This window comes from Janthinobacterium violaceinigrum (assembly GCF_009208555.1).
Lineage (GTDB): Bacteria > Pseudomonadota > Gammaproteobacteria > Burkholderiales > Burkholderiaceae_D > Janthinobacterium > Janthinobacterium violaceinigrum.
Genome location: NZ_WFLI01000020.1, coordinates 1 through 13789, shown reverse-complemented (window position 1 = coordinate 13789; position 13789 = coordinate 1). Strand labels below are relative to the sequence as shown.

Below are 13789 nucleotides of genomic sequence, written 5' to 3'. Positions count from 1 at the left end.
ATAAAGCGAGCACCTGCCCTGCGATGACTGTTTCCCGGCCCCCTGCCCGTGCGGCGAGTGGCCTGTTTATTTTGAATGTGTGGCGAGAAAGGACTGCAACAAGGTATTCACACGCTGCGCCTGGTCCAGGGGCGTGGCGTGGCGCGAGTTCGCGATGATTTCGATCTCGCACTGCTGAAACTGTGCGGCAAAGGCCCGCTTGCTGGCGACGGGCGTGTAATCCTGGTCCGCCGCCATGATGAAGACGGGCATGGCCAGGGCCTGGAAATGAATGTCGATATCCCAGTGGAAAATGGCGTCCAGCGCGGCCAGGTAGGCGCGCTTGTCCATGCCCGCCATTTGCGTGGCAAAGCGTTCGACCAGGGCCTGCTGTGCCGGATCGGGAAACAGTTTCTTGCCGATGATCTTGCCCATGGGTTTCAAGCCCAGGGTGGCGATCACGGTGCGGCGCAGCCAGTAGGCAAACAGCAGTGCGGCGGGCTTGCTGCCCTGGAACGGTTGTGAATTGATCAGGCACAGACTGGCCACCCTGCCGGGCGCGCGGTTGGCCATTTCCAGGCCCACCATGCCGCCCAGGGAAAAGCCGACGATGTGCGCACGCGGCACGTCGAGCTGGTCCATCAGATTGAAGAGGTCGTTGGCGAAATCGCCGATCTGCCAGTCGCCGTTTGGCGCGGGACTGGCGCCATGGCCGCGCATGTCGGGCACGATCAGGCGATAGGTACTGCCGAGGGCATCGATTTGCGGGCGCCAGTCTTCGGCGCAGGAACCGAGGCCGTGCAGCAAAAACACGGGATCGCCCTGCCCCGTGCCCAGGTCGAGGTAATGCAATGGAACATCGGATGTCGTGTGACGCCGCATTCTGTCTCCTTGCTGTTGAACATGCTTTGTGTTCAGGTGCAGGAATATGTTTTCCTGCTGTTGGAAAACATAATACGGAATCCGAATTCCGATTTCAAGTTAAATCGCTAAATATCTCAAGTCAGGTAATTTAAAGCAACACGTACCAGTTCATCCTCGAGCGCGGCGGCCGACAAAAAGGACAGCGAGCCCGACAAAACGTGCTGGTTCAGGATGCCCAGCAGCACGGGCGGCACCACCATCATCGCCTGCGTGGGGTTCGGGTGGCGGATGCTGGACGACTTGCTGGCCAGCACGGCGACCGTGCGTTGCGAAATCAGATGGTTGATCTGGTGCACCTTGTCGCGGAACTGCGCGTCCTGCGAGCAGCGCGTGATCAAGGCGCGCAGCACGCCGCGCCGGCCCGTGTTGACCGCCACGAACATGGCGACCATGGCGCGGATGAACGCTTCCAGGCTGCGCCCTTCCCACTGGCGCAGCTCCGTCAGGGTCTCGACCTTTTCCACCATGTCGGAAAAAAAGCGCTGCAGCAGCAAGCGGCTCAGGGTGTCCTTGTCGCCCAGCAAGCGGTAAAACGTGCCCACGGATGTCTCCGCCAGCTTGGCCAGGTCGGCCACGCCGATTTCATCGAAACGGTTTTCCGCCAGCAACTGCTCGCCCACCAGCAGCAAGCGCTCGAAGGCCAGCTTGCTGCGCGCCTGGGTGGGCTCCGGTGGAACGATCAACTGCGGGAAGGGCATCGGGAAGGAAGGCATGCGGCGTCGGCGTCTCGAAATAGTGGAACCTGGGTTCCGTTATGGGTGCGCGTATTGTAACGCGGGAGACGGCCGATGGGGAGCGCCGCGTGGCGCCCTGGCGTGCGCTAGCGGCCCTGCCACTCCATGTAGACGTCGGCGCGCTGGTAATGGACGTCGCCGGCCGGCCGCGCCACGTGCGTAAAGCCGCTGCTTTCGTACAGGCGGATGGCGGGATGCAGCTTGCTGTTCGATTCCAGGAACAGCAGTGGCGCACCGCTGGCCTCGAAGGCGTCGAAAGCCCGCTCGATCAGCCGGCGCGCGATGCCCAGGCCCTGGCATTCGGGCGTGACGGCCATCTTCGACAGCTCGATGCTGGCGTCGCCAGCGCGGATCAGGGCGCAGGTGCCGACGATCTTGCCGTCCAAACGCGCGAGGAAGATCTGCCCGCCATCGTCGAGAATCGAGCGTTGCGGATCGGACAGCACTTTGTCATCGAGCGCCTCGACATAGAAATACCGCTCCAGCCAGGCGATATTCAGCCGCTTGAAGTCGGCCGCATAGGGCGCGGCGTAATCGATGATTTCCACGGCGGCCCGCTCGCGCTGGCGCCGGCAAGCGGCGATGGTCTCGCCGAAGCCTTGTGTCTGCAGGCGCGCTTCCGCCCGGTCCAGGCTGGCCATCAATTGCGGCGTGCCATGGTCGAACACCGTATCGACGGCCGCGCGTACATCGTCCCACAGGGGCGCCATGTTGCGCAGCAGCGCCTGCCCGGACTCGGACAGCGCCAGCAGGCGGCGCCGCTCATCCTTGGCGTCCGGCAGCTCCGCCACCACGCCGGCATCCAGCAGCTTGCGTCCCAGCTGCACCACCACCGGGTGCGTCTGCCCGATTTGCGCGGCCAGGGCCGTGATGGATGTGGGGCCGTTGTCCCGCAGCAGCAATAACAGGGGGAAACAGCGCGACGTCAGCTCGACACCGGCCGCCACATAGCTGGTATCGACACCGGCATACAGTTGATCGGAAAGACGGCGCAGGCGGCTGGCCAGCATCAGGGAGCCGTAGGTTTGCAGGGAGGAGGACATGTTGGGCAGGAGATATGTAAGTAGTTACGTATACCCTAACGTAAACGAGCTTTCCAGGTCAAGGGCTGGCTGAACTATTCCTCATCTTCCGCCAGCGCCTCCTGCAGCCTGCCTCGAAACACGGCCGCGACCAGCTCTTCCAATCCCGGCCACACCTGCGTCAGCCAGCGCTTGCCCTCCTCGCCCGGCGCCACATAGGGATCGTCGCGCGTGGCGCACGCCAGGCCGATGGCGATGACTTGCCCCGCATCGTCCAGGCCGGCCGCGATCATGGCGTCGATGGGCAAGGCGATCAGCTCGGCAGTCAGATGCGGACGCAGCAGGCAGGCGGGTGCGATGATGGCGAACGACGCTTCCACGTAACTCCAGCAGTTGGTGGGCCAGTGGGCAGCTTTGACGGCGTCGACAAAGGCCGCGTCGCTGAAGGCATCCGGCTGGGCTTGCGCCTGCGCATAGAAGGCGGCAAGGGCGACGAGTTGCGGCGGGGAAGTCCAGGTGGGCATCGGTCATTGATCCAGGCAACGCCGCTCCAGGCTGGCGGCAAAGGCGGACTGTAGCATGTTCAAGCGGCACGCCGAAACACGGCTGGCCCGGGCATAATGCTGGCATCGCTCTCGACCTTGATCCCTGTATGCCAACCGCCTTTGAACGCTGGAAAACCGAACTTTTAATTGTGGGCAACATCGTCCAGGACGGCGATACCTCCACGCCGCCCGATGAAGCCCATCGGCGCTTCCAGCGCTACTGCGCCATGCTCGATGCGCTGACGGGCAAGGAAGGTGGGCAATACGCGCTGGCCATTTTCCAGTCCGTGCAGGCCGAACATGATTACGGCGCCTACCAGACGGCCAACCGCGCCGCCTGGCGCTTTGGCGAAACGGCGTATTGCACTGCCCTGCTGCACGAACTGCCGCGGCTGATCGCCAGCTTGCCCGACTGGGCGGGAGACTTTCTCGTCGGCATAGCCAACGGCGCGGGCACGCCCAACGCCTCCACCATCAGCTGCTTCAACGCCTTGCTGGCCACGGCGCCGCCAGCGGACCAGGCGCAGATCACGGCATTTATCGCACAGCAGGAAGACGACGGCTGGTTCGAGCATTGCCCTGGCGTGCTGGGACATCCATAAGGCCGCGCCGCCCCGCCTGTCTGAATAATTACATGAGGAAGTCCATGTCGGTCTACACCATCACCATCCCCTGCTTTGCCCAGATGCTGCGCACGTTGACGACGCTGTTACGCAAGGGCGAGGAGCACGCCCAGACACTGGGCTTCGATGCGCAACACCTGCTCGATGCGCGGCTGGCGCCCGACATGCACACCCTGGCGCGCCAAGTGGAATTCACGTGCGCCCAGGCACAGGAAGCCGTGTGCCGCCTGACGCAGCAGCCATTGCCCGCACTGGTCACGCCCGCGAACATGCCGCAAGCCAGGGTGCTGATCGAAGACACCCTGGCGATGCTCGCTTCGGCGGACCGCGCAGCGATCGATGCTGGCGCACAGCAGCCGATGTCGATCGCCCTGGCCGGCGGCCTGACCTTCGACATGACGGGCCAGGAATACGCGGTGAATTGGGCCACGCCCCAGTTCTATTTCCACCTGGTGACGGCGTACAACATCCTGCGCCACAACGGCGTGCCGCTGGGCAAGGCCGAGTATGTACAACATATGTTTGCCTATGCACGCCAGCCATAGGCACCACGATGCCATGGACGGCGAACGCTACGCGGGCGTCATGCCAGGCCGGGATGGCGCTGCCGGCTACCACTTGTTCTTGCTGCCCGGCGAAGCCGACGCCCTGCCCTGGCAAGCGGCGCTGGCCTGGGCCGCGGCGCGCGGCGCCTGCCTGCCCACGCGCAGCGAACTGGCCTTGCTGCACGCCAACCTGCGCGACGCCTTCCCGGACGCCTGGTACTGGTCGTCGGAAGCGGACGCCATCCTGCCCCGCCTGGCCTGGAGCCACGATTTCGATAACGGCACCCAATACAACTTTCGCAAGACCTACAGCGGCCGCGCCTGCGCCGTACGTCGGGTCGAATTGGCGCCATCGGCCGCCGCGCCCGTCCCCTTGCGGCAGGGCGAGCGCTATGCCGGCCTGATTCTCGGCAAGGATGGCGCGCCCGACTACCATCTGCTGCTGCAGCCGGACGAGTGCGAGCCGGGGTACCAGTCATGGCAAGCCGCTTCAAGCTGGGCCGCCAGCCTGGGGCACAGCCTGCCCAACCGGCGCGAGCAGACCTTGCTGTATGCGACATTGAAAGAGGCATTCCGGCCAAACTGGTACTGGTCGAGCGAGCCGGGCGACATCAAAGACGAAGCCTGGTGCAAGGACTTTGACACGGGCGTTGCCTATCAGACTTTGCGCGAGTTCGACGGCTATACGTGCTGCGTGCGCCGGGTGCTTGTATAGTGCGCGTTTGCTCAGCCGAGCTGTCCCATCAAGGAAAACCATGCTGTTATCACTCGACGATCCCCTCTGGTCCACCCTGGAAGGCGGCTACCGCGTGCCCTACGACGTGGCCGAGGCGCTCAAGGCCATGCAGGCGGGCGAAGACGTCTGGCATGAGCTGTGGGAAGAGCTGCACCACCAGGGCGACGTGGGTGTCGCCTCGTATGCGGCCGTGCCCCAGCTCGTCCACCTGCTGGGCGGCGCGCAATCGCGCGAGGAAGATTTCTATGCGCTCATCGCCTTGATCGAGCTGGAGCGCCACCGCCCCCACAATCCGCCGCTGCCGGACTGGCTGGCCGACAGCTACCAGGCGGCATGGGCGCAGCTGCCCGCCATCGCCGCGCGCGACCTGCAGGGCCAGCTGGACCCCGTCATGCTGGAATCCATATTCGCAGTGCTTGCCCTGGCCAAGGGCAACTTGCGCCTGGGCGCCCTGCTGCTGCAGATGGACTCATCCGAAGCGGATGAGTGGCTGGAAGAGCGGCTGGGCTGGTCCGAGGTCTACGGCAAGGACGCGTAAGAGTCAGAAACGCTCGTCGCGCAGCGCCGGCATCACCAGTTCGCGCACGAACGAAGCATTCGACAGGCTCAGCAGCATGCGCACGACGGCGACAACATCATGCACGGGAATCAGCTCGCCTTCGCCCCGCGCAGCGGCGGCCGCCAGCGGCACGGACAAGCCATCGTAGGTATTCAGGTAACCGAGCTGCAGCGCCGTCACGGCCAGCCCCTGTTCGCGGAAACCTTCGCGCAAGGCGTCAGCAATGCCGTTCAAGGCGAATTTCGACGCGCTGAACGTCACTTCCGGGCGGCCGCTCTGGCGCAGGCCGGACGTGGAACCCGTCAATATCAGCTGCGGCTTGCTGCTGGCCAGCAAGCGGGGCACCAGGCGCTTGAGCAGCAGGATCGTCGCCGTGATATTCGTGTTGACCATGTCGACGATGGCGTCGTCCCCATCTTCGAGGAAAGCGTAGTCGTCGCTGAACGCCTTTTCTTCCCACACGCCCAGGTTGTAGATCACGGCGTCCAGCGTGGCGGGCGCTGCACGCGCGATGCGTTCGACTGCCTCGGCGGGCGCTGCCAGGTCGGCCGCGATCCATTGCAGCTGCGCGCCCTGGCCAGCGGGCAAGTCGGCAGGCTGCTGGCGCGACACGCCGATGACGGCATGCCCGTCCGCGAGCAAACCGTCCACCAGCGCGCGCCCCAGGCCCCGGCTGGCGCCCACGATCATGATGTTCATACTGTGTCCTTTGCAATGAAGTCAACGCCGATGATAGCGGCGTTGTATTAAGCACAGCTGAGGCTACTCCCCATTCCCCCGCGTTTACTCACACGGCGGAAATGCGTATGCTAGGTCTGGCAATCTCCGATAACACACAAGAACGAGACACATGCCTACTTCCGACACCGCCGCAAGCAACGCCGCAACCCGCCCCCTCACCCAGCAAGACTACAAGACCCTGTCCTTGGCCGCCCTGGGCGGCGCGCTGGAGTTCTACGATTTCATCATCTTCGTCTTCTTTGCCAACGCCATCGGCCAGTTGTTCTTCCCGCCGGAAATGCCGGAATGGCTGCGTTTGCTGCAAACCTTCGGCATCTTCGCAGCCGGTTACGTCGTGCGTCCGCTGGGCGGCATCGTCATGGCCCACTTCGGCGACTTGCTGGGCCGCAAGCGCATGTTCACCCTGTCCATCCTCATGATGGCCGTGCCGACCCTGCTGATCGGCCTGCTGCCCACGTATGCCACCATCGGCCTGGCCGCCCCGCTGCTGTTGCTGCTGATGCGCATCTTCCAGGGCGCGGCCGTAGGCGGAGAAGTACCGGGCGCCTGGGTGTTCGTGTCCGAACACGTACCGAGCCGTTTCACGGGCTTTGCCTGCGGCGTGCTGACGGCGGGCCTGACGGTCGGCATCCTGCTGGGCTCGCTCGTGGCGACGGGCTTGAACACCGTCTACACACCGGCAGAAATCACCGATGGCGCCTGGCGCTATCCATTCTTGTTGGGCGGTATCTTCGGCTTTGGCGCCATGTATCTGCGCCGCTGGCTGCATGAAACCCCCGTCTTTGCGGAAATGCAGCAGCGCAAGGCGCTGGCCACGGAAATGCCCCTGAAATCCGTACTGCGCAGCCACCGCGGCGCCGTCGTCGTATCAATGCTGCTGACGTGGATGCTGTCGGCCGGCATCGTCGTCGTCATCCTGATGACACCGGCCCTGCTGCAAAAGATCCACCACATCGCGCCGCGCACCACCCTGGTGGCCAATACCGTGGCCACCCTGTGCCTGGCCTTCGGCTGCATCATCGCCGGCATGCTGGCCGACCGCCTGGGCGGCAAGCGCGTGATCTTCGTCGGCTCCGTGCTGCTGGCCATCAGTACCTATCTCTTCTACACCACCGTCGGCACCCGCCCCGACCTGCTGCTGCCCCTGTATGCGATGACGGGTTTATTTGTCGGCGTCGTCGGCGCCGTGCCCTACGTGCTGGTGCAGGCGTTCCCGGCCCAAGTGCGCTTCTCGGGACTGTCGTTTTCCTACAACTTGTCGTACGCGATTTTCGGCGGCCTGACGCCCGTGGTCGTGACCCTGATGTTGAAGAACAACGTGCTGGGCCCCGCCTATTACGTGATCGGCGTGTGCGTGGTGGGCATGCTGACGGCGCTGTTCATCAAGGACCAGCGGCAGACGGTGGGCCGATAAATCGGCTAGTCGCAGCCCAGGCCGCCTTCGGGCGGCTTTTTTTTCGCTCCATTTTGTCGCGCTGCACCAAAATCTGAAAAGGCGTTTCACATCGCGGAATTTCAAACGGCGGACTCATCCATTAATGCTCTCACTTTTTGAAAATTCATTTCACATCCTGAAAAATTATAATTAAGTCGTTGAAAAAGAACGATTAAATTTAAGTTATATGTCTTATATAAGACTTGAAGATCGACGCGAATCGGCCTACTATTTAGTCATGCAGTTTGCTTCGACAAGACGTTGTGGCGCACTCGGCGATTTTCTCAAACATAGCTTTTCTTTTTAGGAGATTCACATGTCCCAATATCAAGACGACATCAAGGCTGTTGCCGGTTTGAAAGACCAACAAGGTAGCGCCTGGAACGCCATCAATCCCGAGTCCGCCGCCCGCATGCGCGCCCAGAACAAGTTCAAGACGGGCCTGGACATCGCCAAGTACACGGCGAAGATCATGCGCAACGACATGGCTGCCTACGATGCGGACCCATCCAAGTACACGCAGTCGCTCGGTTGCTGGCACGGTTTCATCGGTCAACAGAAGATGATCTCGATCAAGAAGCACTTCAACAGCACCGACCGCCGCTACCTCTACCTGTCCGGCTGGATGGTTGCCGCCCTGCGCTCCGAGTTCGGCCCGCTGCCAGACCAGTCGATGCATGAAAAAACCGCCGTCTCGGCCTTGATCAAGGAGCTGTACACCTTCCTGCGCCAGGCCGATGCCCGCGAACTGGGCGGCCTGTTCCGCCAGCTGGACGCGGCCCAGGGCGATGCCAAGCAAGCGATCCAGGCGAAGATCGACGGCCACGTCACCCACGTCGTGCCCATCATCGCCGACATCGACGCCGGTTTCGGCAATGCCGAAGCGACCTATTTGCTGGCGAAACAATTCATCGAAGCGGGCGCCTGCTGCATCCAGATCGAAAACCAGGTATCCGACGAGAAACAATGCGGCCACCAGGACGGTAAAGTGACGGTGCCGCACGAAGACTTCCTGGCCAAGATCCGCGCCATCCGCTACGCCTTCCTGGAACTGGGCGTGGACGACGGCATCATCGTCGCCCGCACGGATTCGCTGGGTGCCGGCCTGACCAAGCAGATCGCCGTCACCAATGAACCAGGCGACCTGGGCGACCAATACAATTCCTTCCTCGACTGCGAAGAAGTGTCGGCCGATGCGCTGGGCAATGGCGACGTCATCATCAAGCGCGAAGGCAAGCTGCTGCGTCCGAAACGTCTGCCGAGCAACCTGTTCCAGTTCCGCGCCGGTTCCGGCGAAGAGCGTTGCGTGCTCGACTGCATCACTTCCTTGCAAAACGGCGCCGACCTGCTGTGGATCGAAACGGAAAAACCGCATATCGCGCAAATCGGCGGCATGGTCAGCGAAATCCGCAAGGTCATCCCGAACGCCAAGCTGGTGTACAACAACAGCCCGTCGTTCAACTGGACCCTGAACTTCCGCCAGCAAATCTTCGACGGCATGAAAGCGGCAGGCAAGGACGTGTCCGCCTACGACCGCGCCCAGCTGATGAGCGTGGAATACGACCAGACGGAACTGGCGATCGCCGCCGACGAGAAGATCCGCACCTTCCAGGCCGACTCGGCCCGTGAAGCCGGCATCTTCCACCACCTGATCACCCTGCCGACCTACCACACGGCAGCCTTGTCGACGGACAACCTGGCCAAGGAATACTTCGGCGACCAGGGCATGCTGGGCTACGTGGCCGGCGTGCAACGCAAGGAAATCCGCCAGGGCATCGCCTGCGTGAAACATCAAAACATGTCCGGTTCGGACATCGGCGACGACCACAAGGATTACTTCAGCGGCGAAGCGGCGCTGAAGGCAGCGGGTAAAGACAACACGATGAACCAGTTCTGAGTTGTTGATTTGGCTGTAGAGTAAGAAAGCCCGCTTCGGCGGGCTTTCTCGTTAACCGAAGGGCAATCGCTATCGATAGCGTTCTGCCCGGCCGTGCTGGCATTCCTGTCATTCAATGCGCAAAAATGAATGAATACTGTCGTTCATCCAGCTCGACAGTGTTAATGCACCGCTGCATTGCAGCCCCTTCCTGCATTTCCTCTATTTGCCAATGGCAAATCCTTAAATAATTCTTGATCATTTATTTCTCCGCAAAGTCTGGTCTGGCGCGGCCGAAGATTCGGTGGAAGGCGGAATTGCTTACCGGCCCAAAATGAATGTATTGGGCGGCTATGGCCGGCTGGCAGCGGGTGTCCGTTATCCAGCGCCCCGCCTCCCTGCTGCCGTTTTTTTGCAAGCGGCTGGCTGATCATTGGCCGCACCGGAAAGTATCCAGGATTTTTCCCGAAACTTCACATGCAATATCGGCTTGGCCGCCCTTGATTGGGTCTCATCCTTCAAGATATGATGGCAAAAAAATTAATTTTGGGAAACTTACACGATACACCCACATTCCGCTCCCGCACTTCAAAAGCTGAAGCGACATATTTTGCAACCGAGCGAGAAACGCTCAATCAGAAACACTCACTACAAAGGATTTTCAAGCATGGCAAATGATTTGGACGAAGTAACTGGCCCGATAAATGAACAGGGGCGCGACATCAACGTCATCAGCAAGCAGATTCCCGTCCAAGTCGGTACCGGGTCGCTCATATTTGAAATCGCCCTGTGGGCGGTCCTTCCGCTGATCGGCGGCTTGGCGCTGCTGACCGGCGCGTTGCCGCAAACGTACGGCTTGGCACTCCTGGTGCTGGGGGCACTGCCAGGCCTGGTCTTCCTGTTCATGAAGATCTCCGCCCTGGCGTATCTGCGCAAGCTGCAGCAGAAAATCCAGGCCGATGCGTCACAGATCGACAATTACCTGGAACAGCGCGTCGTGGTCTTGAACAACGTGGTTGGCCTGGTCGCAAAAGCAATCGACCTCGACAAGGACGTGATGAAGTCGGTAGCGGCTTACCGGAGCGGACAGAACGCCGATGCCGAACGCAATCAGGCATCGCAGAAAATCGACGGGATTTTTTCCCGCATCAGCATGGCGTGCGAAGCCTACCCGGATCTGAAGGCACAAGCCGTCATCGCCGATGCCATGCGCCAGAACAGTTATCTGCAAAAGGAAGTGACCGCCGCGCGCACGCTGTATAACGATACCGTCGGCATGTGGAACCAGGACGTCTTTGCCTGGCCGACCAAGCAGATCGTAGCGGCGCGGCAAGGTTATACCACGCGCATTCCTTTCACTGCCTCCGCCGAAACCAAGGCCGCCGCCCGGAGCGTCTTCTTTTGATCAACGACGTCCATGAACCATTGGAGCAGTATGCTCTCCATTTCAAAAATGCTCACGCCAGCAATACGTCGGACTTTTTCGAAGACCTCGTGCGCCAGTCCGGCGTGGACGAAAACGCCAACATCGCGACGGTGCAGGAACTACGCGTGCTCGAAAAGCAGGCCGCGGGCGCCGGCTCCAGCAACAAATGGTGGCGTATCCTGCGCGGCGCCAGCATCGTGGCCGCGCTACTGGCGGCACTCTATCTCTACGCCTATTACGCATGGCCATGGCTCGTGGTCCCGGCGATTGCGCTTGCCGTGGCGATTCATACGCTCAACCGCATCATCAACGATTCCGACGCGCAGTTAAAGCGGCTGCAGGAAGCCTGCGACGCGAAACGTGCCGTGGCCTGGGGTCAGATGGTGCCGCTGAACCGCCTGTACGACTGGGACATCATGGCAAAGCTGATGCAGCAGACAGTGCCCCGCATCGCATTCGACCCGTATTTCAGCAACGGCCGCATGGAAGAGCTGCGCAAGAGCTTTGGCTGGTTTGGCAATCTTGGTGACGACCACTCGATCGTGTTCTCGCATAGCGGCGTACTGAACGGCAACCCGTTCATTCTTGCACGCACCTTGTCACACTCGATGGGCAGCAAGAAATACGATGGCTCGCTGGCGATCAGCTGGACGGAACAGTACCGCAATTCGCAAGGCAAACTGGAAACCAGAACCCGCCACGAAACTCTGCGCGCATCGATCGAGCGTCCAATGCCCGAGTACGAGAACCAGACATTTATCGTCTACGGCAACGAAGCGGCGCCGGATCTCGTGTTCAGCCGCCACCCGTCAAAACTCTCCAGCCTGGAGGACGGCTTCTTCGACAAATGGCGGAAGAATCGCGCCATCAAGAAGCTGGAAGAAAAGTCGCGCGATGTCGACGAGGGGCATACTTTTACGGTGATGGCCAACCGCGAATTCGACGCCTTGTTCGATGCCACGGACCGCAACCATGAAGTACAGTTCCGGCTATTGTTCACGCCGTTGGCGCAACAGGAAATGCTCAAGCTGCTCAAGGATAGTCAGACAGGTTTTGGCGACACGTTCGTATTCGAAAAAACCCGCATGATCAACGTGCTGGAATCGGGACATATGCGCGCGACCGACATCAGCGGCGCCCCGGAGAAATTCTTTGCCTACGAACTCGCCCAGGCCCGCCTGTTTTTCAACGCCTATCACAACGATTTCTTCAAGTCGTTCTACTTTGGGATCGCCCCGCTGCTTGCCATCCCCTTGTACCAACAGCATCGCCCGCACTCGGACATCTATCAAGACACGTATTCGCACAAACCCTGTTTCTGGGAGCATGAAGCGATTGCCAATTACCACGGCGAGGCGATGTTCAAGCATCCCGAGTGCGTTACGCGAAGTATCCTGAAGACATCCATGCAACAAGAGGCCGACGGAGCGCAGAAAGTGCATGTAACGGCCAGCGGCTTCCGCAGCGTCGCGCGCACCCAGTACGTCTCGGTGAGAGGCGGAGATGGCCGCTCCCATCAGGTACCAGTGCATTGGGACGAGTACTTCGAGGTCGAAAATGGCGCCAACATGCTGGTAAAGGAAACGGCTTCGCCAGGCAACACCGCCACGGATGATGCCCCGTTGCCGCCGGCATTTTCCCAGCGTGGCATCGATGCCGAGAGGACTGTGCTTCGCCGGTCGATTGTTTCGGCGGTTTTGGCTGGTTAGGGTGCCTTTGCGGACTGCGTGCAGATCATCGTCAGCATCGCGGTAAATTCGGTGATTGCGGTGATGGTGAGGGCGATTGCGGAGTTTCTGGCCCAGCGGCCAGATTGGGCCGCGGCGCAAAAGCGGACGCAGCGGACGCAGGGTCAGGTCTGCCATTTGGACACGAACTGATGCGCTAGGCGTTGTAGAAGCATGCTCAGTCGCAAAGCTGATCAGAACCACGAACGCGCGGGGCTGCCGCGCAGCGGCGGCAGTTGGTCGATTCGTGGACGCAGGGTCAGGTCTGCCATTTGGACACGAACTGATACGCTAGGCGTTGTAGAAGCATGCTCAATCGCAAAGCTGATCAGAACCACGAACGCGCGGGGCTGCCGCGCAGCGGCGGCAGTTGGTCGATTCGGAAAGGGCCGGGGCCGTAGGCCCGCCCCTTCGAATCTCTCGCGCAGGGTGAAGCAGGGAATTCGCAAGGCACCTCCCTGAGTGCAGCCAATGGCAGAAACTAGCCAGGAATGGCATCAAGTGAATTAGCCAGGTAGCTCCGTAGAACCGCCTCTTTGTATCTGAAGAATTTTTTATGTGGATGATTTATTCCTTGCAACTGCAAATTTCTACCTTCTAAGAATTTACATACATGAAAAAATCGTTGGGAAGTAAGATTAGCTTCATTGGCTTCTGCATAGCGGGCATTGGATATCTCTCCGGCATTTACATTCACCACAACTTTGGAGCAATTCTTATCTGGTTTGCATTCTTTGTTTTTCTCGCTGGGATACTCAAAACATGGCTTGATTTTTTTACTAAATAGCAAAGTGTAGTGGTCAACCCATCCCGGACACTACGTTAAGTTTTTCTTCGGTGACGGCCGGAGCCAATCCCTCATTGAACTGATGTGGCCGTATCCAGTTATACCGGTGCATCAGGTAGTGGCTGATGTC

General features: G+C 60.6%; 13 protein-coding genes. 8 read left to right on the top strand and 5 right to left on the bottom strand.

Annotated features, from left to right (window positions below):
• Nucleotides 1-66: 66 nt before the first annotated feature.
• The 4 genes from GCN75_RS17170 to GCN75_RS17155 all read right to left on the bottom strand — a co-directional run bounded on the left by GCN75_RS17170 (nt 67) and on the right by GCN75_RS17155 (nt 3183).
• On the bottom strand, nt 67-861 hold the full coding sequence (locus GCN75_RS17170) for an alpha/beta fold hydrolase (protein ID WP_152283550.1): 795 nt from the start codon (nt 859-861) through the stop codon (nt 67-69).
• Between the two features lie 116 nt (nt 862-977).
• Nucleotides 978-1616: a TetR/AcrR family transcriptional regulator gene (locus GCN75_RS17165; RefSeq protein ID WP_226939040.1), complete on the bottom strand. Its 639-nt coding sequence runs from the start codon at nt 1614-1616 to the stop codon at nt 978-980.
• Nucleotides 1617-1723: 107 nt separating this feature from the next.
• A complete protein-coding gene (locus tag GCN75_RS17160) occupies nt 1724-2680 on the bottom strand; it encodes a bifunctional helix-turn-helix transcriptional regulator/GNAT family N-acetyltransferase (protein ID WP_152283549.1) in 957 nt (318 codons plus the stop codon).
• Nucleotides 2681-2754: 74 nt separating this feature from the next.
• Nucleotides 2755-3183 carry a hypothetical protein gene (locus GCN75_RS17155; protein ID WP_152283548.1) on the bottom strand — a complete coding sequence of 143 codons (429 nt, stop codon included), beginning with the start codon at nt 3181-3183 and terminating at the stop codon, nt 2755-2757.
• A gap of 128 nt (nt 3184-3311) precedes the next feature.
• Here GCN75_RS17155 and GCN75_RS17150 point away from each other — a divergent pair, with 128 nt between their 5' ends.
• From GCN75_RS17150 to GCN75_RS17135, 4 genes are read left to right on the top strand one after another with little or no spacing between them, the layout of a single operon-like run.
• Nucleotides 3312-3806 carry a hypothetical protein gene (locus GCN75_RS17150; protein ID WP_152283547.1) on the top strand — a complete coding sequence of 165 codons (495 nt, stop codon included), beginning with the start codon at nt 3312-3314 and terminating at the stop codon, nt 3804-3806.
• A gap of 44 nt (nt 3807-3850) precedes the next feature.
• Nucleotides 3851-4372, top strand: coding sequence for a DUF1993 domain-containing protein (locus tag GCN75_RS17145; protein WP_152283546.1), 522 nt, complete (start codon nt 3851-3853; stop codon nt 4370-4372).
• Between the two features lie 13 nt (nt 4373-4385).
• Nucleotides 4386-5087: a DUF1566 domain-containing protein gene (locus GCN75_RS17140; RefSeq protein WP_152283545.1), complete on the top strand. Its 702-nt coding sequence runs from the start codon at nt 4386-4388 to the stop codon at nt 5085-5087.
• A 40-nt stretch (nt 5088-5127) separates the two neighbouring features.
• Nucleotides 5128-5646 (top strand): hypothetical protein, encoded by a 519-nt coding sequence (locus GCN75_RS17135; RefSeq protein WP_152283544.1) that lies wholly within the window; start codon nt 5128-5130, stop codon nt 5644-5646.
• Nucleotides 5647-5649: 3 nt separating this feature from the next.
• On the opposite strand, the gene GCN75_RS17130 is transcribed toward GCN75_RS17135, so the two are convergent.
• Nucleotides 5650-6366, bottom strand: coding sequence for an SDR family oxidoreductase (locus tag GCN75_RS17130; RefSeq protein ID WP_152283543.1), 717 nt, complete (start codon nt 6364-6366; stop codon nt 5650-5652).
• A gap of 151 nt (nt 6367-6517) precedes the next feature.
• Here GCN75_RS17130 and GCN75_RS17125 point away from each other — a divergent pair, with 151 nt between their 5' ends.
• From GCN75_RS17125 to GCN75_RS17110, 4 genes are all read left to right on the top strand, one after another.
• Nucleotides 6518-7822 (top strand): MFS transporter, encoded by a 1305-nt coding sequence (locus tag GCN75_RS17125; protein ID WP_152283542.1) that lies wholly within the window; start codon nt 6518-6520, stop codon nt 7820-7822.
• 337 nt (nt 7823-8159) lie between these two features.
• Nucleotides 8160-9740: an isocitrate lyase gene (locus GCN75_RS17120; protein ID WP_034784508.1), complete on the top strand. Its 1581-nt coding sequence runs from the start codon at nt 8160-8162 to the stop codon at nt 9738-9740.
• Between the two features lie 646 nt (nt 9741-10386).
• Nucleotides 10387-11124 (top strand): LemA family protein, encoded by a 738-nt coding sequence (locus tag GCN75_RS17115; protein ID WP_152283541.1) that lies wholly within the window; start codon nt 10387-10389, stop codon nt 11122-11124.
• On the top strand, nt 11121-12854 hold the full coding sequence (locus GCN75_RS17110; protein WP_152283540.1) for an MAG1210 family protein: 1734 nt from the start codon (nt 11121-11123) through the stop codon (nt 12852-12854). Before GCN75_RS17115 ends, GCN75_RS17110 begins: the two co-directional genes overlap by 4 nt.
• Nucleotides 12855-13789: the final 935 nt, after the last annotated feature.